The following is a 22,673-nucleotide window of genomic DNA, read 5'->3' as shown; positions in this document are numbered from 1 at the left end:
GCTGCAGCGAAAAGAAAGCTGGATGGAAATGAAAGCAGAAATAGTAGCCATGACGGCAGAGGCCATTGATAAAGAAGCCATTGCCAGAGGCGGAGAAATATTAAAAAGGGGAGGCCTGGTGGCTTTCCCAACAGAGACAGTTTACGGTCTTGGAGGAAATGCCCTGGATCCTATGGCCTCCAAAAAGATTTATGCGGCCAAGGGACGTCCTTCTGACAATCCTCTGATCGTGCATATTGCAGAGATGGAAGCACTTGCTCCCATTGTAAAAAGCGTCCCGGAGAAGGCAAAGATTCTGGCCAAAAAGTTCTGGCCAGGTCCCCTTACCATGATTTTTGAGAAGTCTGATCTGGTTCCCCTTGAGACAACAGGCGGGCTGGAAAGCGTTGCAGTGCGTTTCCCAAGTGATCCCATTGCAGCAGCTTTGATCCTTGCATCCAGCGGATATGTGGCAGCACCAAGCGCCAATACTTCCGGGCGTCCAAGCCCTACTACGGCACAGCATGTGGAGGAAGATCTAGGGGATGCCATTGATATGATCATTGACGGCGGTCCGGTTGGAATCGGCCTGGAATCTACTATTGTGGATTTTACAGAGGAGGTTCCAGTGGTGCTTCGTCCCGGATATATTTCCCTGGAAATGCTCCAGGAGGTTCTTGGAGATGTGCGCATGGACAAGGGGCTGATAAAGCCTGACAGCAACATCCGTCCTAAGGCTCCAGGCATGAAGTACAGGCACTATGCGCCTAAGGCAGATCTTGCTATTGTGGAAGGCCCCACAGAAGAAGTGATCAAAGCCATCAATCAGTTTGTAAAAGAAGATGCTGCCAACGGTCTTCAGTCAGGAATCATTGCCACAGAGGAAACCATTTCCCAGTATCCGGATGGAATTGTGAAATGCATTGGAAGCAGAGCGGCAGAGGAAACCATTGCCCACAATCTGTATGAGGTTTTAAGGGAATTTGACCAGTGTCAGGTAAGTAAGATTTATTCAGAGGCTTTTTATACACCCAAAATGGGACAGGCAATTATGAACCGACTGTTAAAAGCAGCCGGCCATAAAATAATAAACGTAGGGGGAAGTAACCAATGAGAGTTGCATTAGGAAGTGACCACGGCGGATTTGAGCTGAAACAGGAGATCATCAAATATTTAGAGGAAAAACAGATTGCGTACAAGGACTATGGCTGCCACAGCACCGAGTCTACGGATTACCCGATTTATGCCAAGAAGGTTGCACACGGCATTCTGGATGGCGAGTGTGATCTTGGAATTCTGGTATGCGGAACCGGAATCGGCATTTCCATTACAGCCAACAAGATCAAGGGAATTCGTGCCGCTGTATGTACAGACTGCTTTACCGCAGAGGCAACAAGACTTCACAATGATGCCAACATCCTTGCACTTGGAGGACGTGTGGTAGGTCCTGGACTGGCTGTTAAGATTGTGGATACATTTTTGAATACTCCGTTTTCCGGAGATGAGAGACATATCCGCAGAATCGCACAGATCGAGACCGAGTAGGAAGGAGAGCTTCTATGGAAAATACAAACCGCAAGCAGATGGATCCAAGAGCCGCCTACGCAGCTACCCACAAAAGAGAGGGGTATCTGACCTGGGATGAATATTTCATGGGTGTTGCCATGCTTTCCGGCATGCGCTCCAAGGACCCCAATTCACAGGTAGGGGCATGTATTGTCAGCGAGGACAATAAGATCCTGTCCATGGGATACAACGGATTTCCAAAGGGATGCTCCGATGATGCCTTTCCGTGGGCGAGAGAGGGCGAGCCTCTGGACACCAAGTATCTGTATGTTACCCATAGTGAGCTGAATGCCATATTAAATTACCGGGGCGGCAGCCTTGAAGGAGCCAAGATGTATGTGACTCTTTTCCCGTGCAATGAATGTGCCAAGGCAATCATCCAGGCGGGAATCAAGACCCTGGTCTATGACTGCGACAAATATGCAAGCACCCCATCCGTTCTGGCCTCCAAAAGAATGCTGGATGCCGCAGGCGTACGCTATTACCAGTACACAAGGACCGGACGGAAAATTACATTGAATGTATAGAAAAAAGTTAGGTATCTGCCATATTGACTTGTTCATCTTGTGTCAATATAGCAGATGCTTAATTTTTACTGTGCTGGCTATTGTTCACAACCTGCCCAGTAACAGGAATAAAACGTCTTTTTCAAATTCCGTACTTGACACCTGGAACTATTTCGCATAAAATATACAGGAGTTGTAGCTGTTTGGCATCTTTGATCATGTTTGCCGGATGGCTGCCAGGAATTTTATTTAAATAATGAAAAAGCAATGAAGAGAATAGTACATGAGGAGCAATCTCAGAGAGAAATCCGGCTTCTGGAACATGTCTTTTGCAGAAATGATTTTGCAGATACGGCTCCAGGACAATGGTGTGAGGATTTTGTGCGTGAATCATGGAACCGGCCTCCAAGCTCCGTGCAATTGAAGTACGGCGTATGTCCCACGTTACCGGGACGCTTAAGTGGGCAGCAGGAAATGCGCATGCGGAATTATGGCGTAGATCTGTTGCTAATCAGGGTGGTACCGCCGAAGCCTTTCGGTCCCTTATACAGGGATGAAGGGGCTTTTTTTATGTAAAAAAGTAACTGTTCGCAGCGGCGCAGCTGTGAAGGTACTGAACAGTTTTTAGAAAAGGAGAAAGAATCATGGCAAAAGAGAAGAAAATGGTAGAAGCCATCACTTCCATGGATGTGGATTTTGCACAGTGGTATACAGACGTTGTAAAAAAAGCTGAGCTTTGCGGCTATACCAGTGTAAAAGGCTGTATGGCAATCAAACCTGCAGGATATGCAATCTGGGAGAACATCCAGAAAGAGCTTGACCGCAGATTTAAAGAGACAGGCGTAGAGAATGTATATATGCCAATGTTTATTCCAGAGTCCCTTCTGGACAAAGAGAAAGATCACGTAGAAGGATTTGCACCGGAAGTTGCATGGGTTACCCATGGCGGACTTGACCAACTTCAGGAGCGTCTTTGCGTACGTCCTACTTCCGAGACCTTGTTCTGCGATTTCTATCAGAAAGAGATCCAGTCCCACAGAGACCTTCCGAAGGTATACAACCAGTGGTGTTCTGTTGTTCGCTGGGAGAAAACAACCCGTCCGTTCTTACGTTCCCGTGAGTTCTTATGGCAGGAAGGCCACACCGCACATGCAACAGCAGAGGAAGCCAAAGAGCGTACCATCCAGATGCTGAACCTGTATGCGGACTTCTGTGAGGAAGTACTTGCAATCCCGGTTATCAAAGGCCAGAAGACAGACAAAGAGAAATTCGCAGGTGCAGAGGCAACCTACACCATCGAGTCCCTGATGCATGACGGAAAAGCACTTCAGTCCGGAACCAGCCACAACTTCGGCGATGGATTTGCAAGAGCATTCGGAATCCAGTACACAGACAAGAACAATCAGCTTCAGTATGTGCACCAGACCTCATGGGGAATGACTACCCGTATGATCGGTGCCCTGATCATGGTTCACGGTGACAACAGCGGACTCGTACTTCCGCCAAGAATCGCTCCGGTTCAGGCAGTTGTGATCCCGATCCAGCAGAGAAAAGAAGGCGTTCTTGAGAAAGCTGAGGAGCTTACCCAGATCCTTAAGGCAGCTGGAATCCGCGTGAAGACAGATGCTACAGACAAGAGCCCGGGATTCAAATTCGCAGAGCAGGAAATGCGCGGTATTCCAGTAAGAATCGAGTGCGGTCCGAAGGATATCGAGAACGGACAGGCTGTTATCTGCCGAAGAGATACTAGAGAGAAATACGTAGTGAAATTCGAAGAGCTTGCAGCAAAGGTACAGGAAGTTCTGGATACTATGCAGAAGGAAATGCTGGAAAGAGCAAGAGCTCACAGAGATGCCCATACCTATGTGGCAACAAACTACGAAGAATTCAAGGAAACCATCAACAACAAGCCTGGATTTGTGAAGGCTATGTGGTGCGGCAACCGCGAATGCGAAGACAAGATCAAAGAGGATGTTCAGGCAACCTCCAGATGCATGCCTTTCCAGCAGGAGCATTTAAGCGACGTGTGCGTATGCTGCGGAAAGCCTGCTAAGAAAATGGTTTACTGGGGACGTGCTTATTAATTCACAAAAAGTTCTGGAAAGTGCCTGTGCAGATATACAGACACTGGAAAGTATTGGGGCAAAATATTTTGCCCCAATTTTTGTGAAGAAGGAAAAATGTGTCTGGAATTATGATTTATCAGATGAGGCAGGTGATTACTATGAAATTTGAAATTCCATCAAAAGTTGAGACTATCATCCATACACTGGAGGCAGCAGGCTTTGAGGCCTATGCAGTTGGCGGCTGCGTCAGGGACGCGCTGCTTGGAAGGACGCCCAATGACTGGGATATCACCACCTCAGCCACACCGGAGCAGGTCAAGGCCTTATTTCACAGAACAGTGGACACCGGAATCGCCCACGGCACTGTGACGGTACTGCTGGATAAGGACGGCTTCGAGGTAACCACCTACCGTGTGGACGGAGAATATGAGGATGGCCGCCACCCAAAAGAGGTGACCTTTACCGCAAGCCTTGAGGAGGATTTAAAGCGCCGGGATTTTACCATCAATGCAATGGCCTATAATCCGAAGAAAGGCCTTGTGGATCTGTTTGGAGGCCAGGAGGACCTGGAGAAAAAAGTGATCCGCTGCGTGGGGGATCCCCTGGAGCGTTTTACAGAGGATGCTCTGCGAATCATGCGTGCAGTCCGTTTTTCTGCCCAGCTCGGCTTTTCCCTGGAGGAAAATACAAGAAATGGGCTGGCAGTTCTGGCTCCGAATCTGAAGCATGTGAGCGCGGAACGAATCCAGGTGGAGCTGGTGAAGCTTCTTGTTTCTCCACATCCGGATTACCTGCGGATCGCCTATGAAGCTGGTGTTACCAGGGAATTTCTCCTGGAATTTGACCGCTGTATGGAGACACCTCAGAATACGCCTTACCATTGCTATAACGTAGGAGAGCACATTCTTCACAGCCTTTTGTACGTAAAGGAGGATAAGGTGCTGCGCCTGACCATGCTTCTTCACGACATTGCCAAGCCTGACGTGAGGACAACAGATGAAAATGGCAGAGACCATTTCAAAACCCACGCAGTGCTTGGGGAAAAGATGGCGAAGAAAATTCTCCGCCGCCTGAAGTTCGACAACGATACCATTGCAAAGGTAAGCCGTCTGGTACGCTGGCATGACCTGCGTCCTGCACCGGTTCCTGCGGATGTGAGAAAAGCTATGAATATCATTGGCGAGGATCTTTTCCCTATGTGGATGGAAGTCCAGTATGCGGATAATAAGGCCAAAAGTGATTACAAAGGCCAGGAAAAGGCAGCCCGCCAGGCAGGTGTGAGAAAGACCTGGGAAGAAATTGTAGAAAAAGGCCAGTGCGTATCCTTAAAAGGGCTTGCAGTCACCGGAAGCGACCTGATCGCCGCCGGCATGAAGCCTGGAAAAGAAATGGGCGAGGTGCTTCATAAGCTTTTGGAACAGGTTCTGGAGGATCCGGATCTGAATGAGAAAGAAACTCTTCTGAAGCTGGCTTTTTCCAACCGGAATCGCTAAAGCCTGTCCGCCAGATGCCCCGTAGCTTTTGGCACCTGGCCCCACTGCATTTTAGAATATCGAATCCCTCCCCCTCATAAGATAGAAGGTATCTGATGTACTATGAAAGTCCCAGACGGCAGCCAAGAATGAGCCATGCTTTGCATGAGCGAATTCTTGGATATCGGATGGGCTAGACCGTATGAGTAAGTAGGGCAATAGCCCGGATTACGAATGCGGTCGGCAGCTGTGGGAGCGCCCATAGGCGCGGAACAGCTGACTTTCATATATGGTGATGTCGCCGGCAGGCGACATGTCCGATTTGTGAGCAACGGGGGGATTTTTATTGTATGATTATGGTCTTAGCACCCTGACGCAATACGGGATCACAGCCCAGTCTGCGTCTCGGACCCGCGGTGCACTTGTATGCCGCACAGACCAGGGACTTCTGATCCTGAAACAATTTCACGGCTCGGAAAAAAAACTGCAGTTTCAGCAGGAGCTGCTTCAAAAGCTTGCCAAAGAGGGCTGCCAGGTGGATACCTTCCTGGAGAACCAGACCGGTTCTCTGATCACCAAAGATAAGGACAACATTCCCTATACCATTCAGAACTGGTTTGAAGGCAGGGAATGCGACACCAAATCCCGGGAAGACATTTTCAGAAGCGTGCAGATGCTTGCAAAGCTACATAAATCCATGAAAATGCCGGTGGAGGAAGCCTACGTGGAGCGCTCCTTAGAGGAGGAATACCAGAAGCACAACTGTGAGATCCGCAAAATCCGCAAGTTTATCCGCAAAAAAGGAGCCAGTGCCTTATTCGAAAAGGAATTCTTAGGAAGCGTCCAGTGGTTTCTGGAAAAAGGGGAAAAGGCGCTGAATCTTCTGCAGCAGTCTGACTATGCTGCCCTTCGGGAAGAAGCACTGAAAGAGGGCTGCGTCTGCCATGGAGAGTACAACCAGCACAACGTTTTTTTCAGAAGAGATGGAACAGCCGCCGCCAACTTCGGACATTTCTGCTTTGATATCCAGATCAGCGACCTGTACTGCTTCATGCGGAAAATTCTGGAAAAATACAGTTGGGATGTGATCCTTGCCCGCCAGATGCTGGAAAAATACCACCAGATCCATCCAATTTCCAGAGCCCAGTGGCAGAACCTGATGATTCGCTTTACCTACCCAGAAAAGTACTGGAAACTGGCAAATTACTACTTTTCCCATAATAAAGCGTGGATTTCCGGGAAGAATACAGAGAAGCTGACCAAGGTAATTGCCCAGAAGGAAATATGGGGAGATTTCCCCGAAAAATGCTTTGGAAAGTACCCTTTCTGATGCAAAAACCTTGACAATACAGGGCAAAAGGTATATATATAGATAGAAGAATTATTAGAGGAGGAAACACCATGAATAAGACTGAATTAGTAGCAGCTATGGCGAAAGAAACTAATCTGTCCAAAAAGGACGTTGAAGCTGTTTTAAAATCATTCATCGACGTTGTATCTGAAGAACTGAAAAAAGGTGAGAAAGTTCAGTTAGTTGGCTTTGGTACATTCGAAGTCAGCGAGAGAGCTGCCAGAGAGGGAAGAAATCCTCAGACTGGTGAGACCATGAAGATTGAAGCTTCCAAGGCTCCGAAATTCAAAGCTGGAAAAGCTTTAAAGGATATGGTAAACGCATAATAGCGGAGGCTTTTGCCAGGGGGAACTTTTTCGGTTCCCTCTTTTTTTGTCCCTGCGTGACAAAGAACATGTGAACGGGTCGTATAAGAAACAGGAGTAAATTATGAGATTAGATAAATTTTTGAAAGTATCCCGCCTGATCAAGAGACGGACAGTGGCCAATGAGGCCTGCGATGCAGGAAGAGTGCTGGTAAATGACAAGCCGGCCAAGGCTTCCGTGCAGGTGAAGACCGGCGATACCATCGAAATCCAGTTTGGAAGCCGCAATGTGAAGGTGGAAGTGCTGGATGTGAAGGAAACGGTAAAGAAAGAAGAAGTGGAGAATCTTTACCGTTATATTTAAAAGGCTCGCCGGGGGTAAGGCATATTTTCCCCAGGAAGCACATAGATTATCATTGAACCCACATATTCGGGAGAGAGGGATTTGGAAGAGAAATCAGTAAATACATCCCACAGGCTGACGCTGGATAACAGGAAGGAAGCATTTGTCACAGGGGTGAAGGACGTGGTATCTTTCGATGAGAAAGAAATCCTCCTTCAGACTGCTGACGGAAGGCTGCAGATTCGGGGCAGCCAGCTTCATGTAAAAGGACTGAACCTGGAAAAAGGAGAAGCTGCTCTTGCCGGACATGTGGATTCTCTTGTCTATTTATCAAAAGATTCTGTGCGAAAAGAAGAACCTCTGCTTAAAAGGATGTTCCGCTAAAGGATGAGCACCTATATTCAGTATGAGATCTGGCTTTTTTTGCAGTCCTTTGTGCTGGGAGCCGGACTTCTTTTATTCTACCGTCTGATCCGCGTCATAAGGCGGCTTTTTTCCCGCAGTTCGGCGTATTCAGGGCTTTTTGACATTCTGTACTGGCTGGTCCTGACCATGCTTGTTTTTGCTAGAATCTATCAGACCAACCAGGGCATTCTCCGGAATTTTCTGTTTTTCGGGCTGTTGTCCGGTGCCTTTTTTACATATCTGACCTTAGCATCAGCATTCGAGCTGATCTGTTACAAAATCCTGGAAATACCTGTCAGATTTATGAAAAAATTTTCAAAAAAGCTTTCAAACAGGTTGCTATTTTGGGGGAAAAGTTGTAAAATTTTGGCTAGACAATCTGCAAATCGGTACAAAAATAGTACCAGAAATCCCTTGCAGACGAAGAAAGGCAGGAAAGTTGGGAAAATCAGGGAAAAAACAAAGAAAAAAGACAATAGGGTATAATCAGCTTGGAATGTTTGGGATTTCTCTGATCGTTCTGGTACTGCTTCTGTCTCTTATGGTGCAGAGCCGTGACCTTAAGGAATCTCTCGCCGGATATGAGACCAGGGCTGAGGCGCTGTCCCAGCAGCTGGAGGAAGAGCAGGCCCGCACGGAGGAGATCAAGGAACTGAAGGAATACATGCAGACGGATGAATATGCAGAGCAGGCTGCCAGAGAGAAGTTAGGCCTTGTGAAGGACAATGAGATTATTTTCCAGGAGGCGAACTGATCCGCTGCCGCATAAGAGAAGGAACGAAGGATAGGATTTTCTGACGAAAACTTTTTGAAAGTGTTCGTCTGTGTTTGACATATATTTTCATACCGCTCCCCTATAATAGGCATAAGGCTGTACAGGGGGAGGGGAGAATATGCAGGAATGGATGATTGCCATGCTCGTGATCAGTGTGCTGCTGGTGCTGCGGGACATGGCAAAAACTTTTTTCCGGGGAAGAAGTTTCAGGAAGGCAGAGCAGCCTGAGCAGGAGAAAAATCCCCAGAAGGAGAAGGTAGAGCGGTATGCGGCGTCCTTTCGGAAGCTTGCAGACAGCTTTTACGGACTTCCCTACAGGAAGGATTACTTAAGCAGCGGGCAGGTGGATTCCATTATCCGGGAAGCCTGTGAGAATGTGTGCAGTCACTGCTATCAGCGGGAAATCTGCTGGGGCAGCCAGTCACAGGAAATGTACCGGGGGACGGAACGGATGCTCCGCTCCATGGAAGCGGGAGATCCCCAGGACATACAGGAGAAAAAGAGCGACTGGATGAGCGTATGCAGCCGCTTTGTACAGTATTATGAAGCTTTAAAGGAAGGCTTCCAAAGGGAAAGGCAGCGGCTGATCTGGGACAACCGGATGATCGAGAGCCGCCTTGCTGTGGCACAGCAGCTGCAGGAAATGTCCAGGATCATGGACATGGTGGCAGATGATTTGTACGACATTTCCCTGGCTGAGCCCTCCCTGATGCTGGATCTGCAGAAGCTTCTTCGGAAGCGCCACATTGTGGTAAAGCAGGTCTGGGTTATGGATAAGGTGGAAGGAAGAAGACAGATCTTTCTGACCATGCGGGCAAGGAGCGGACAATGTATTTCCGTCAATGAGGTGGCTCAGCTTTTGTCCAGGGAATTCGGTACGCCAATGGCGGCAGCCAGGGGAGGCAGACGGATCGTGAACGGGGAATTTCACACCGTTCATTTTGTGGAGGACGTAAGCTACCAGGTGCTTTACGGAGTGGCCAAGCTGACCAAGGAGCAGGAGAATGTTTCCGGAGACAATTATATTTGCCGGCAGGAAGAAGCCGGGCGGTTTGTCATGTGCCTTTCGGATGGCATGGGCTCTGGGGTGGAGGCCAGCAGAGAGAGCGAGAAAGTGGTAGAACTGCTGGAACAGTTTCTGGAATCCGGCTTTTCCCAGGAGACTGCTGCGAAAATGGTAAATTCTGCTCTTGTGATGAAGGGACAGGACGGCATGTTTTCTACAGTAGATATCTGTGCAGTGGATCTGTACACCGGAATCTGCAATTTCCTGAAGGCAGGTGCCTGCGCCACCTTTATCAAAAGGGATCACTGGGTGGAAGCCATCTCTTCTGAGAGTCTGGCAGCAGGGCTGATGCAGCAGGTGGATTTCGAGACCTCCTCAAGGAAGCTGTATCACGGGGATTATCTGATCATGATGACAGATGGCGTGCTGGATGCGCTGCCGCCGGAGCGGGAGGAAGAGACCATGAAGGAGATCATTATGGACATCCACGAGGAGACGCCAAGGGAGATGAGCAGGAGTATTCTGGAGAGGGTGCTTGGGTACAGCGATTACTGCGCAAGAGATGACATGACCGTTCTGGTAGCGGGAATGTGGAAGAAGTAAGAAGCATAAAGGAAAGTCAGGTACATCATGTATCATAAAGTAAAGTCTTATATTGAAGAACATCATATGATAAACCACGGGGATGTGGTTCTGGCAGGTGTGTCCGGCGGCGGAGATTCCATGGCAATGCTGGACATGTTAAGAAAGTACAGCCAGGAAGTTCCTTTTTCCCTGTGCGCGGTACACGTACATCATGGAATCCGCGGGGAGGAGGCAGACCGGGATGAAGCTCTTGTGCAGGACACCTGCCGCAGCTGGGGAATTCCTTTTTTGTCCTATCATTATCCAGTTCTGGAGCTTTCAAAGAAATGGAAGATGGGAACCGAAGAGACAGGGAGAAAAGTAAGACAGGAAGCTTTTGCCCGGGCGAAACAGGACTTTAGGGAATTGCAGGGAGAAGCTGTTTCCAGGAAGCTGGAAGACGGCGCAAATCCTCTGGAATACCGTATTGCCCTTGCCCACAATGAGAACGATGCGGCGGAGACTCTCATTCACAATCTCTGCCGGGGAACCGGGCTGAAAGGGCTGGCGGGGATTTTGCCGGTAAGAGATGGCATTATCCGCCCTGTTTTGTGTTTAAACAAGCAGGAAATTGTCAATTATTTAATGGAAGAGCATATACCTTATATTACAGACAGTACCAACCTGACAGAGGAATACACCCGGAACCGTATCCGTCACAGGATTCTTCCCCTTCTGGAAAATGAGATCAACCAGGGAAGCATCCGCCATATGGCAGAGACGGCCCAGCTGGCGGCGCAGGCTGAGGAATACTTATCCCGCCAGGGCGCTCTTCTGGTGGAAAAATACGGACAGAAGCGGGAGAACGGGATGCTTCTTTCGGAAGAATTCTGGCAAAAAGAGCCTGTTGTGTCTTCCTATGGCGTGTTAGGGGTGTTTGAGCAGCTGGCAGGCAGGCGAAAGGATTTTACAGCCGTTCATATAAAAAGTACTGCCGGGCTTCTGGCGCTTCAGGTGGGAAGGCAGATCAGCCTGCCCTACGGCCTGAAGGCCCAGCGCACCTACGGCGGCATTTTCATTGGAAAGATGGAAAGCAGGCAGTTGGAAACAACGGAAATGCAGGAGCTTTTGATCCCGGGGAGAACTTTTTTCAGGGAAAATCCATTTTTTACCCAAATAATTTTAAATCAGGGCCAGAAGATTGAAGAAAAAGCATATACGAAATGGCTGGATTATGATAGAATAAAACAGGAATTGTCCATCCGAACCCGCAGGCCGGGGGATTTTCTGATCGTGGATGAGGCGGGAAGCCATAAGAAGCTGAACCGCTATTTCATAGATGAGAAGATTCCATCAGAAGAAAGAGATAAGATTCCCCTTCTGGTGGCCGGATCTGAGGTTTTGTGGGTGGTGGGAGGCAGAATTAACGAGAACTATAAGATTACTCCCAGAACCAGGAGAATATTGGAAATACAATACCAAGGAGGAAAAGATAATCATGAGTGAGAAAATTAGGGTTTTACTGGATGAGGAAACAGTAGAAAAACGTATCTGCGAGGTTGCTGCCCAGATCAGCGAAGCGTACAAGGGCAAAGAAATTCACATGATCTGTGTTCTTAAGGGCGGTGTATTTTTCATGTGCGAGCTGGCTAAGAGAATCACAGTACCGGTAACTCTTGATTTCATGTCTGTTTCCAGCTACGGAGACGACACCAAATCAAGCGGAGTTGTCAAGATCGTCAAGGATCTGGATCAGCCTCTTGAGGATAAAGAAGTTCTGGTTGTAGAGGATATTATTGATTCCGGAAGAACCTTAAGCTATCTGCTGGATGTTCTGAAGAGACGTAACCCCAACAGCGTGAAGCTCTGTACCCTGCTTGACAAGCCGGACCGCAGAGTGGTTGAGGGCGTTGATGTGGATTACTGCTGCTTCAATATTCCGGATGAGTTTGTTGTGGGCTATGGTCTTGACTATGCCCAGAAATACAGAAATCTGCCATACATCGGTGTGGTAGAGTTCGAATGAAAGGAGAATTATACAAGTGAATAAGCAGTCAGGCAGAATCGGCTTGTATCTTGTTCTGATCGTAGCTTTGATTGCAGGGTATCTGTATCTGAACAATCAGGTGCAGACTCAGAGCGACTATACTCTGGGACAGCTTGAGCAGGCCCTGGAAGACGGCAAGGTGAATGATGCCGTGATCCACCAGAACAGTGAGGTTCCTACAGGTTCTGTGATCGCAAGCATCAAGGACGAAGGACAGAAGCGTATTTATGTGGCAGATGTAAGTGAGGCAGAGCAGCTTCTCCGTGAGAACGGGCTGGATCCCGCTATTGAGGATGTACCCAAGCAGAGCGTATTTCTCACCTCTGTATTTCCGGTGCTCCTTACCTGCGGTCTCATTATTTTTCTCATGATGATGATGAACCGCCAGATGTCAGGCGGTGGCGGCGGTACCAATGCCAAGATGATGAATTTCGGCAAAAGCCGTGCAAGAATGTCCATGCCGGATGACAAGAAGGTTACCTTCCAGAATGTTGCCGGTCTTGAGGAAGAGAAGGAGGAACTGAAGGAGGTTGTAGATTTCCTGAAGGATCCACAGAAGTATACCAGAGTGGGTGCTAGAATCCCCAAGGGCGTAATCCTTGTAGGCCCTCCAGGTACCGGTAAGACTCTTCTTGCCAAGGCGGTTGCAGGGGAAGCAGGAGTTCCTTTCTTCTCCATTTCCGGATCTGACTTTGTGGAAATGTTTGTCGGTGTAGGTGCATCCCGTGTGCGAGACCTTTTTGAGGAAGGCAAGCGCCATGCACCATGTATTATTTTCATTGATGAGATCGATGCTGTGGCAAGACAGCGTGGTACCGGAATGGGCGGCGGCCATGATGAGAGAGAGCAGACCCTGAACCAGCTTCTGGTAGAGATGGATGGTTTCGGCGTGAATGAGGGAATCATTGTAATGGCTGCCACCAACCGTGTGGATATTCTGGATCCGGCTATTCTCCGTCCAGGAAGATTTGACCGTAAGGTTGGAGTGGGACGTCCGGATATTAAAGGCCGTGAGGAGATTCTTCGGGTTCATGCCAAGGATAAGCCTCTTGGAGAGGATGTGGATCTGAAGCAGATCGCCCAGACTACTGCTGGCTTTACCGGCGCTGATCTGGAGAACCTGATGAATGAGGCTGCCATTGCAGCTGCAAAGAAAGGCCATTCTTTTATCCGCCAGAAGGATATTAAGAACAGTTTTATCAAGGTCGGCATCGGAGCTGAGAAGAAGAGCAAGGTGATCTCTGAGAAAGAGAAGCGCATCACTGCTTATCACGAAGCAGGCCATGCAATCTTATTCCATGTGTTGCCGGATATGGAGCCTGTTTATACCATTTCCATTATTCCTACCGGAATGGGCGCTGCGGGATATACCATGCCTCTTCCTGAGAATGATGAGATGTTCAACACCAAGGGCAAAATGCTCCAGGATATTACCACCCTCCTTGGAGGCCGCGTGGCAGAGGAGCTGATTTTCGGGGACATTACAACAGGTGCTTCCAATGATATCAAGCGTGCTACCAGCGAGGCCAGAGCTATGGTGACCAAGTACGGCATGTCTGATAAGATTGGTCTGATCTCCTATGGAGACGACGATGATGAGGTATTTATCGGCAGGGATCTTGCCCATACCCGCGGATACAGCGAGGATGTGGCCAAGGCCATTGACAGTGAGATCCACCGTATTATTGAGGAATGCCATGAGAATGCTGTGAAGATTATTTCCCAGCATATGGACGTTCTTCATGGCTGTGCGAAGCTTCTTCTCGAGAAGGAAAAAGTACATCGGGAAGAGTTTGAAGCACTTTTTACAATGGAAAATCAGGGTGAAAACAACGAGAGTATATAACATGCACAAAAAATAATATCAATTTTTGTGAAGTTTGTGCACACTTTTTCGTTGCCGCATGGTACTATATACATCGTAAAAACCCCCCAATACATTATATAGTTTTTGCTACACCCCATAAGAAGAAATACCTTCTCCAAAAAAGACAGCTTTCATCGGCTGTCTTTTTTACGTATAGGGGCTAGATCAAAAACTTTGGTGAAAACGCCTTGAACATAAACGGAAGTTTGGAGGATAAGCCGAATTTTAACTGTTGTGGAAAACAGGAATTTCAGTTAAAATAAATGCAGAATGAATGAGTGCAGAATGAAAGAGGGACGTTATGGAGCGTAATAATGCAGATGTAATGAAAAAAATGCAGTATATCTTGAATATGAGACCGGTTTTGAACACAGAGGCATTGTTTAGCGATGGTTCTGATTATTACCGCTGTCCGTCAAACCCTAAGGCAGGAGAGAAAGTAAGGATCCGTTTCCGTACCAAGCGAAATAATGTAGATATGGTTTATCTGGTATACGACGGCAAGCGCCAGCAGATGGAGCGTGTAGCTAAGTCAAACGGATTTGATTATTATGAGACTTCTATTATTATGGGAGAGGAGATCGTCCGCTACCATTTTGAGATCACCTATGGATGGGTGACCTGTTATTATAATTACCAGGGTGTTTCCATGAACCCGGAGGAACGACTGGAGTTCGAGATTTATCCGGATTATGATACACCGGAGTGGGCCAAGGGTGCGGTTATGTACCAGATTTTTGTGGATCGTTTCTATAACGGAGACCCGTCCAATGATGTGGAGGACAGGGAGTATTTCTATATTGGAGATACCACATCAAGAGTCCGTAACTGGGGCAAGGTTCCGGCAGTTATGGGCGTAAGAGAGTTCTACGGCGGAGACCTGCAGGGTATTCTGGATAAGCTGGATTACCTTCAGGATTTGGGCGTGGATGTTATTTATCTGAACCCGATCTTCGTTTCCCCAAGCAACCACAAGTATGATATTCAGGATTATGAGTACGTGGATCCTCATTACGGCAAGATCGTGGAGGATATAGAGGGTGGGCTTCTGAATGAAGGGGACCGCGAGAATGCACATGCGCAGAAGTTTATCAAGCGTGTGACAGATAAGAAGAATCTGGAAGCCAGCAATGAACTGTTTGCCCATCTGGTAGATGAGATTCATAAACGCGGCATGAAGGTGATCCTGGATGGTGTATTTAATCACTGTGGCTCTTTCAATAAATGGATGGACAGAGAGCGGATCTATGAGAACCAGGAGGGATATCCAAAGGGTGCTTATATTTCTGCAGACAGCCCCTACAGATACTATTTTAATTTCTATGATGAGAACCGCTGGCCGTATAACCCAACCTACGATGGCTGGTGGACCCATGATACACTGCCGAAGCTGAACTATGAGGCTTCCAGAGAGCTTTACGACAAGATCCTTGAGATTGGCAAAAAATGGGTTTCCGCTCCGTACAATGTAGACGGATGGAGACTGGATGTGGCAGCAGACCTTGGACACAGCAATGAGTTTAACCACCAGTTCTGGAAGGATTTCCGCAAGGCTGTGAAGGATGCCAACCCCAATGCCATTATTCTGGCTGAGCATTACGGCAACCCGGAGAGCTGGCTGCAGGGTGATGAGTGGGATACGGTCATGAACTATGACGCATTTATGGAGCCGCTGACCTGGTTCCTGACCGGTATGGAGAAGCACAGTGATGAGTGCAGGGATGACCTTTATGGAAACAGTGATGCCTTTATCGGGGCTATGAAGACTCATATGCGAGCCCTTCATATGTCCGCCCTTTATACTTCCATGAATGAGCTTTCCAACCATGACCATTCCAGATTCCTGACCAGAACCAACCGCAGGGTAGGACGAATTTCCTATGCAGGAGCGGAGGCTGCTTCCCAGAATATAAATCCGGCAGTGATGCGTGAAGGCGTTGTGGTACAGATGACCTGGCCGGGTGCGCCTACTGTTTATTATGGAGATGAGGCTGGCGTCTGTGGATTTACCGATCCGGATAACAGAAGAACTTATCCGTGGGGACATGAGGATCAGATGATGATTGCATTCCACAGGGATATGATCAAGATCCATAAAGAATACGGATTCCTCAGCAACGGCTCCTTAGTGTTCCTGTGGAACGATTATCAGGGACTTTGCTTCGGAAGATTTTCCCATGATGAGAGAATGATCGTGATCTTAAACAACCGGAATGAGGACCGCGAGGTAGAAATCGAAGTATGGAAGACCGGAATCAGCAGACTCCGCGATTCTGTGCTGAAAAGAATCATGCTGTCCTACAGGGATGGATACACAACCGAGGAATACGAATACACCGCCAAAGCCGGCGTGATCAAAGTGCCAATGCCTGCGTTTGGTGCAATGGTGCTGTATCATAAATGCGAGAATCCTACGATTTTTGTGGAAGAGGAAAATTGATGAAAGAGAATTATAACAGAACTCTGCAGGCCTGTTTCGTGGGGTATGTGGTGCAGGCGATTGTAAATAATTTTGTGCCGCTGCTGTTTCTGACTTTTCAGGGGACTTATGGGATTTCCCTGGAGAAGATTACCTTGCTGGTTACTTTTAATTTCGGTCTGCAGCTGATCATTGACCTGGTGTCCATTGGGTTTGTGGACCGGATTGGTTATCGGGCATCTATGATTTTGGCACATTTGCTGGCAGCTTTGGGACTTATTTTGCTTACCATTTTGCCAGAGGTTATGAGTGATCCCTTTGTGGGCCTGTTTCTGGCTGTGCTGGTGTATGCAGCTGGCGGCGGACTTCTGGAGGTGCTGGTAAGCCCGGTTGTGGAGGCATGCCCTACAGATAATAAGGAGAAGGCTATGAGTCTTCTGCATTCCTTTTACTGCTGGGGACATGTGGGCGTTGTGCTTGTTTCCACCCTGTTTTTTACTGTATTTGGAATTTCCAACTGGAAGATCCTGGCTGTGATCTGGGCCATTGTCCCTCTTTGCAACGCAGCGGTCTTTACACGGGTTCCCATGGCGTCCCTTCTGGAAGAGGGAGAGAAGGGAATGTCCATGAAAGAGCTGTTCAGCATGAAAATTTTCTGGGTGCTGATGCTTATGATGCTGTGTGCCGGTGCCAGCGAGCAGGCGGTGAGCCAGTGGGCATCTGCCCTTGCAGAGAAAGGCTTTGGCTTCAGTAAAACAGTGGGAGATCTGGCAGGTCCCCTGTCCTTTGCGGCGCTGATGGGATGCTCCAGAGCTTTTTACGGAAAATTCGGGGACAAGATTAATCTTGAGAGATTTATGCAGTGGAGCGCGGCTCTTTGCATTGTATCCTACCTGATGATTGCATTTATTCCTATTCCGGCACTTGGATTCCTGGGCTGTGCGCTTTGTGGCCTCTCCGTTGGAATTATGTGGCCGGGCACCTTCAGTATGGCATCCGCTGCCATGAAAAGGGGCGGTACAGCGCTGTTTGCACTTCTTGCCCTGGCCGGTGACCTGGGATGCTCCTCAGGACCTACCTACGTGGGAATGATCTCCAGCAGATTTCACGATAACCTGAAAACCGGTATTTTCGCAGCTCTGGTATTTCCGGTTCTGCTGATCGTGGGAGTGGAAATGATCTCGAAATTAAGAAAGAAAGCATAAAGGTGAAAGGACTCTGGAATGTATGGCGATATGTTCCAGAGTTTTTTCTATATGAAAAGATTTGGTATTAGACAAAAAGATCTCCCGAACTATATTCGGGAGATACGTAGTGGATGGAGAAGGATTCGAACCTTCGAAGGCATCGCCAGCAGATTTACAGTCTGTCCCCTTTGGCCACTCGGGAATCCATCCATGAACCTGTTCCATTATATACAATCCCGGCATATTTTGCAAGTTATTTTTTCTTTTTTTACACCTTTTGCTGCTTAGAAATGAAAAAAACAATCAATAATCCATTTTTTTTGCAAATAGCTAGACGAATTGAAAAAAATCTGCTAAACTACAAGCAATGGAAATAGTTAAGGTGTTTCCAAAGATAGGAGGAATTTTATCATGTATGAGTTAGTTAATGCAACAGAGATGCTCAAAAAAGCAAAAGCTGGACATTATGCAGTTGGTCAGTTCAACATCAACAACCTTGAGTGGACTAAGGCTATCCTGCTTACAGCACAGGAACTGAACTCCCCGGTTATCCTGGGTGTTTCTGAGGGTGCTGGTAAGTATATGACTGGTTACAAGACTGTTGTTGGTATGGTGAAAGGCATGATGGAAGAGCTGAAGATTACTGTTCCGGTTGCTCTTCATCTGGATCACGGTTCCTATGAAGGATGCCTGAAATGTGTTGAGGCTGGATTCTCATCCATTATGTTCGACGGTTCTCATTACCCGATCGAAGAGAACGTTGCTAAGACTACAGAGCTGGTTAAGATCACAAGAGAGCACGGAATGTCTATCGAGGCAGAGGTTGGCTCCATCGGTGGAGAGGAAGACGGCGTTGTAGGTATGGGCGAGTGCGCAGATCCTAAGGAATGCAAGATGATCGCTGATCTTGGTATCGATTTCCTGGCAGCAGGTATTGGTAACATCCATGGTAAATATCCGGCTAACTGGAAGGGCTTAAGCTTTGAGACTCTGGATGCTATTCAGCAGCTTACAGGGGACATGCCGTTAGTACTTCACGGTGGTACAGGTATTCCTACAGACATGATCAAGAAAGCAATCGACCTTGGAGTTTCCAAGATCAACGTTAACACAGAGTGCCAGCTTTCTTTCGCAGCAGCTACACGTAAATACATCGAGGAAGGCAAGGATGAGCAGGGTAAAGGATATGACCCACGTAAACTTCTTGCACCTGGCTTCGAGGCTATCAAAGCTACTGTTAAAGAGAAAATGGAGATCTTCGGATCCGTTGGAAAAGCCTGAATATGACTTTGTTCCGCATCTGCGGAAAGCCAGAGGAGGACTGCTTTTGCAGTCCTCCTTTTTTGAACTGAAAACAAAATAACAAAACTGCAGGAAAGTCCGTGGCCAGCTGCCATGGCTTTTTGTTTAAAAGAACCATGCTCCAATAAATTTTCCGTCCGTTTTAGACAGATTGTGACAAAAATTTCATGTACCAAATTTACTCTCTTGAAAAATGAACATGTTTCTTGGATTTTTATCATGGTTTTTTCATACAAAAAACAGTACTATATAACCAGCTTAAGAAAACAGATTCTTAAAAAAAGGAGAGTAAGAATTATGAAGATGAGAAAAATCGCAGCAATGGGACTTAGCGCAGTTATGGCAGCTTCTATGGTACCGGCATTACCAGTTATGGCTGATGACGCAGCAGGAAAGGTTTACTACTTAAACTTCAAACCAGAGCAGGATGAAGCCTGGCAGAACTTAGCTGCTAAATATACAGAGGAGACAGGCGTTCCGGTAACCGTTGTTACAGCAGCTTCCGGACAGTATGAGACAACACTTCAGTCTGAGATGGCTAAGAGTGATGCTCCTACACTGTTCCAGGTAAACGGACCTGTAGGACTTAAGAACTGGAAAGATTACTGCTATGATCTGTCCGGAACTGATATTTATTCACAGCTTACCTCTGATTCCTACACTGTAAAAGACGGTGACGCAGTTGACGGTATTGCATACGTAATCGAGTCCTACGGACTGATCGTAAACAAGACCTTACTTGAAAAAGCTGGTTACACTGTAGATGATATCAAGAGCTTTGAAGATCTGAAGAAGGTAGCTGATGATATCCAGGCAAGAAAAGATGAGCTGGGTGTAAAGGGTGCTTTCACAAGCGCTGGTATGGATGGATCCTCTGACTGGAGATTCAAAACACATCTTGCAAACCTGCCAATCTATTATGAATACAAAGCAGACGGTATCGATGATACAGATGCTATTAAGGGAACATACCTTGACAATTACAAGGCTGTATTTGATCTTTACATCACAGATTCAACCTGCGATGGAGCAGATCTTTCCGCTAAGACAGCAGATGATTCCCGTAACGAGTTCATCAACGGTGATGCAGTATTCTATCAGAACGGTTCCTGGGAGTATGGCGAACTGTCCAAGACATACAGCGATGATGAGCTGGCTATGATTCCGATTTACTTCGGTGTTGACGATGAAAACGAAGGACTTGCAACCGGTACAGAGAACTACTGGTGCGTAAATAAAGAAGCTTCTGAGGACGACATTCAGGCAACACTTGATTTCATGAACTGGTGTGTAACTTCTGACGAAGGAACAAAGGCTATGGGAGAAGACATGGGCTTCACAATTCCTTTCAAAACAGCAGAAGAACCTACTAACGTATTTGTAAAACAGGATCAGGCTTACACAGAATCCGGTCTTACACCAGTATCATGGAACTTCACAACAATGCCATCTGAAGAGTGGAAGAATGGTCTTGGTACTGCTCTTACATCATATGCAGCTGGTGCAGGTGAGTGGGATGATGTTGTATCTGCATTCGTTGACGGATGGGCAACAGAGAAAGCTCTTTCTGAATAATCAAAGTAATAAATAAATCTTTCCAACAGTATATGATAATATGGTAGGAAGACATTCCAGAATCATAGAATGGTGAACAGGGTGGGGAGGCAGTGAACTTGCCTCCCCCATTTTGTTGGAAAGGAAAAGCACTGAAAATAGTTTCATAGTGTTATATGGGAAAAGGAGGAGCGAAGATGGTAGGAAAATCTTTGAAAAAATGGTGGCCTGTATTTGTATTACCCACATTTGCTGCATTTATTATCGGCTTTCTGTGGCCTTTTATCTGGGGAATTTACCTTTCATTTTGTAAATTCACTACAGTAAAAGACGTAGTTTGGGTTGGTCTTGCCAACTATAAGAAAATTATGATCGGCGGTGATTTCAGTCACGCATTCTGGCTGACCGTTGTATTTGCATTTGTATCAAGTATTCTGATTAACGTGCTGGCATTCTCCATTGCACTTGCTCTTACAAAGGGCTTTAAAGGAACGAATGCATTCCGTACTGTATTCTTTATGCCAAACCTGATTGGTGGTATTGTACTTGGTTATATCTGGCAGACACTGTTGAACGGTCTGCTTTCCATGTGGGGACAGCCTCTTCTGAAACTGTCTGCAACAAATGGTTTTATTGGAATGATTGTCCTTCTGCTGTGGCAGCAGATTGGATATATGATGATCATCTATGTGGCTGGTCTGAATAACGTATCACCTGATCTTATTGAGGCAGCACAGATTGATGGTGCAACGGCATCACAGATTCTGTTTAAGATTAAGATTCCGATGATTATGCCATCTGTTACAATTTGTACATTCCTTACACTTACAAACGGATTCAAGATGTTCGACCAGAACCTTTCCCTTACAGGTGGAGATCCTGGAAAGAAATCCCAGTTGCTGGCTCTGAACATTTACGATACATTCTATGGTCGAAGCGGCCCACAGTGGAAAGGCATTGGCCAGGCAAAGGCGGTTGTATTCTTTGTTCTGGTTGTTGTAATCGCTTTGATTCAGCTTCGCTCAACATCATCTAAGGAGGTGCAGGCATAATGGCAGATAAGAAAAAAAGTATTATTCCAACCATAATCCTTACGATCATTTCAATTATCTGGATTTATCCGATCGTCATGATTTTATTTAACTCATTGAAGGTAGAATCTGCGATTACTACATCTGGCGTATTTCAGCTTCCTACATCTGAAACCTGGAATGGAATCCAGAACTTTGTTGCCAGTGTTACACAGATGGATTTCCTGAAATCCTTCTGGTACAGCCTTGTAATTTCTGTAATGTCTGTTGTTTTGATCTTACTGTGCTGCTCCATGTGCGCATGGTACATTGTTCGTGTAAACGGAACACTCTCCAAGGTTCTGTATTACCTTTGCGTATTCAGTATGGTTGTTCCTTTCCAGATGGTTATGTTTACGCTGGCAAAAACAGCGGATACACTTCGTCTGAACAGCCCGTACACCATCTGCATCGTTTACCTTGGCTTTGGTGCCGGACTTGCTGTATTTATGTTTACAGGATTTGTAAAAGGAAGCCCTCTTGAGATCGAGGAAGCTGCCATGATCGATGGCTGCAGTCCACTTCAGGTTTTCTTTAAAATTCTGATTCCGATTTTGAAACCAACCATTATTTCCACTGCAATTCTGGAATTAATGTGGGTATGGAATGATTATCTTCTGCCGACTCTGGTTCTGGATATTAAGAAATATAAGACCATTCCAATGGCAATCCAGTACTTCCGTGGAAGCTACGGTCATGTACAGATGGGACCTATGATGGCAAGTATTATGATCGATATTATTCCAATTGTTATTGTTTATCTGGTATGCCAGAAATATATTATTGAAGGTGTTGTTGCAGGAGCCGTAAAAGGCTGATTCAGATTTGTGAAAACAGACGATTTTTTCATTATATTTTCGGGAAGAATTCTCTTTTCAATATGACACCG

General features: G+C 46.8%; 21 protein-coding genes and 1 tRNA gene. 21 read left to right on the top strand and 1 reads right to left on the bottom strand.

What is annotated here, in order from left to right; genetic code table 11:
- Window positions 1-28: 28 nt before the first annotated feature.
- From H8S54_RS13080 to H8S54_RS13000, 17 genes are all read left to right on the top strand, one after another.
- A complete protein-coding gene (locus H8S54_RS13080) occupies window positions 29-1,093 on the top strand; it encodes an L-threonylcarbamoyladenylate synthase (protein ID WP_021924529.1) in 1,065 nt (354 codons plus the stop codon).
- Entirely contained in the window at window positions 1,090-1,524 is a 435-nt protein-coding gene (gene rpiB / locus H8S54_RS13075) for a ribose 5-phosphate isomerase B (RefSeq protein WP_021924530.1), read from the top strand. Before H8S54_RS13080 ends, rpiB begins: the two co-directional genes overlap by 4 nt.
- 14 nt (window positions 1,525-1,538) lie before the next feature.
- Window positions 1,539-2,072, top strand: coding sequence for a deoxycytidylate deaminase (locus H8S54_RS13070; RefSeq protein WP_330385686.1), 534 nt, complete (start codon window positions 1,539-1,541; stop codon window positions 2,070-2,072).
- Between the two features lie 623 nt (window positions 2,073-2,695).
- Window positions 2,696-4,135 (top strand): proline--tRNA ligase, encoded by a 1,440-nt coding sequence (proS, locus tag H8S54_RS13065; RefSeq protein WP_021924533.1) that lies wholly within the window; start codon window positions 2,696-2,698, stop codon window positions 4,133-4,135.
- A 140-nt stretch (window positions 4,136-4,275) separates the two neighbouring features.
- A complete protein-coding gene (locus H8S54_RS13060) occupies window positions 4,276-5,610 on the top strand; it encodes a CCA tRNA nucleotidyltransferase (RefSeq protein WP_186901628.1) in 1,335 nt (444 codons plus the stop codon).
- 325 nt (window positions 5,611-5,935) lie between these two features.
- Window positions 5,936-6,919, top strand: a complete 984-nt coding sequence (locus tag H8S54_RS13055) for a CotS family spore coat protein (protein WP_021925032.1) — start codon at window positions 5,936-5,938, stop codon at window positions 6,917-6,919.
- A gap of 71 nt (window positions 6,920-6,990) precedes the next feature.
- Entirely contained in the window at window positions 6,991-7,266 is a 276-nt protein-coding gene (locus H8S54_RS13050) for an HU family DNA-binding protein (RefSeq protein WP_117851504.1), read from the top strand.
- 103 nt (window positions 7,267-7,369) lie between these two features.
- Entirely contained in the window at window positions 7,370-7,609 is a 240-nt protein-coding gene (locus H8S54_RS13045; RefSeq protein WP_021926449.1) for an RNA-binding S4 domain-containing protein, read from the top strand.
- Window positions 7,610-7,690: 81 nt separating this feature from the next.
- A complete protein-coding gene (yabP, locus tag H8S54_RS13040) occupies window positions 7,691-7,972 on the top strand; it encodes a sporulation protein YabP (protein WP_021926450.1) in 282 nt (93 codons plus the stop codon).
- A 3-nt stretch (window positions 7,973-7,975) separates the two neighbouring features.
- The gene (gene yabQ / locus H8S54_RS19405) at window positions 7,976-8,479 is read left to right on the top strand and encodes a spore cortex biosynthesis protein YabQ (RefSeq protein WP_021926451.1); all 504 of its coding nucleotides are present in this window, start codon (window positions 7,976-7,978) and stop codon (window positions 8,477-8,479) included.
- Window positions 8,433-8,747 carry an FtsB family cell division protein gene (locus H8S54_RS13030; protein ID WP_243000201.1) on the top strand — a complete coding sequence of 105 codons (315 nt, stop codon included), beginning with the start codon at window positions 8,433-8,435 and terminating at the stop codon, window positions 8,745-8,747. The genes yabQ and H8S54_RS13030 overlap by 47 nt, the downstream gene beginning before the upstream one ends.
- 139 nt (window positions 8,748-8,886) lie before the next feature.
- A complete protein-coding gene (locus H8S54_RS13025) occupies window positions 8,887-10,377 on the top strand; it encodes a SpoIIE family protein phosphatase (RefSeq protein ID WP_117851509.1) in 1,491 nt (496 codons plus the stop codon).
- 27 nt (window positions 10,378-10,404) lie between these two features.
- On the top strand, window positions 10,405-11,844 hold the full coding sequence (gene tilS, locus H8S54_RS13020) for a tRNA lysidine(34) synthetase TilS (protein WP_117851511.1): 1,440 nt from the start codon (window positions 10,405-10,407) through the stop codon (window positions 11,842-11,844).
- A complete protein-coding gene (hpt, locus tag H8S54_RS13015) occupies window positions 11,837-12,364 on the top strand; it encodes a hypoxanthine phosphoribosyltransferase (protein ID WP_021926454.1) in 528 nt (175 codons plus the stop codon). The genes tilS and hpt overlap by 8 nt, the downstream gene beginning before the upstream one ends.
- A 16-nt stretch (window positions 12,365-12,380) precedes the next feature.
- Window positions 12,381-14,231 carry an ATP-dependent zinc metalloprotease FtsH gene (gene ftsH, locus H8S54_RS13010; RefSeq protein ID WP_117851513.1) on the top strand — a complete coding sequence of 617 codons (1,851 nt, stop codon included), beginning with the start codon at window positions 12,381-12,383 and terminating at the stop codon, window positions 14,229-14,231.
- A gap of 322 nt (window positions 14,232-14,553) precedes the next feature.
- Complete coding sequence (locus H8S54_RS13005) at window positions 14,554-16,692, top strand: glycoside hydrolase family 13 protein (RefSeq protein ID WP_021926456.1); 2,139 nt, start codon at window positions 14,554-14,556, stop codon at window positions 16,690-16,692.
- Window positions 16,692-17,876: an MFS transporter gene (locus tag H8S54_RS13000; protein WP_117851517.1), complete on the top strand. Its 1,185-nt coding sequence runs from the start codon at window positions 16,692-16,694 to the stop codon at window positions 17,874-17,876. Before H8S54_RS13005 ends, H8S54_RS13000 begins: the two co-directional genes overlap by 1 nt.
- A 110-nt stretch (window positions 17,877-17,986) precedes the next feature.
- Here the strand turns inward: H8S54_RS13000 and H8S54_RS12995 are convergent.
- Window positions 17,987-18,068 (bottom strand) — tRNA-Tyr (locus H8S54_RS12995).
- A gap of 201 nt (window positions 18,069-18,269) precedes the next feature.
- Here H8S54_RS12995 and fba point away from each other — a divergent pair.
- From fba to H8S54_RS12975, 4 genes are all read left to right on the top strand, one after another.
- On the top strand, window positions 18,270-19,139 hold the full coding sequence (gene fba / locus H8S54_RS12990) for a class II fructose-1,6-bisphosphate aldolase (RefSeq protein ID WP_117851519.1): 870 nt from the start codon (window positions 18,270-18,272) through the stop codon (window positions 19,137-19,139).
- Between the two features lie 318 nt (window positions 19,140-19,457).
- Window positions 19,458-20,735, top strand: a complete 1,278-nt coding sequence (locus tag H8S54_RS12985; protein ID WP_021924352.1) for an ABC transporter substrate-binding protein — start codon at window positions 19,458-19,460, stop codon at window positions 20,733-20,735.
- Window positions 20,736-20,911: 176 nt separating this feature from the next.
- The gene (locus H8S54_RS12980) at window positions 20,912-21,766 is read left to right on the top strand and encodes a carbohydrate ABC transporter permease (protein ID WP_021924351.1); all 855 of its coding nucleotides are present in this window, start codon (window positions 20,912-20,914) and stop codon (window positions 21,764-21,766) included.
- Complete coding sequence (locus H8S54_RS12975) at window positions 21,766-22,602, top strand: carbohydrate ABC transporter permease (RefSeq protein ID WP_021924350.1); 837 nt, start codon at window positions 21,766-21,768, stop codon at window positions 22,600-22,602. The genes H8S54_RS12980 and H8S54_RS12975 overlap by 1 nt, the downstream gene beginning before the upstream one ends.
- Window positions 22,603-22,673: the final 71 nt, after the last annotated feature.

The sequence above is a fragment of the Blautia segnis genome, from assembly GCF_014287535.1.
In the GTDB taxonomy this organism is placed as follows: Bacteria; Bacillota; Clostridia; order Lachnospirales; family Lachnospiraceae; genus Blautia_A; species Blautia_A acetigignens.
The sequence above is the reverse complement of the archived record's forward strand: the minus strand, read 5'-3'. Positions and strand labels throughout refer to the sequence as shown.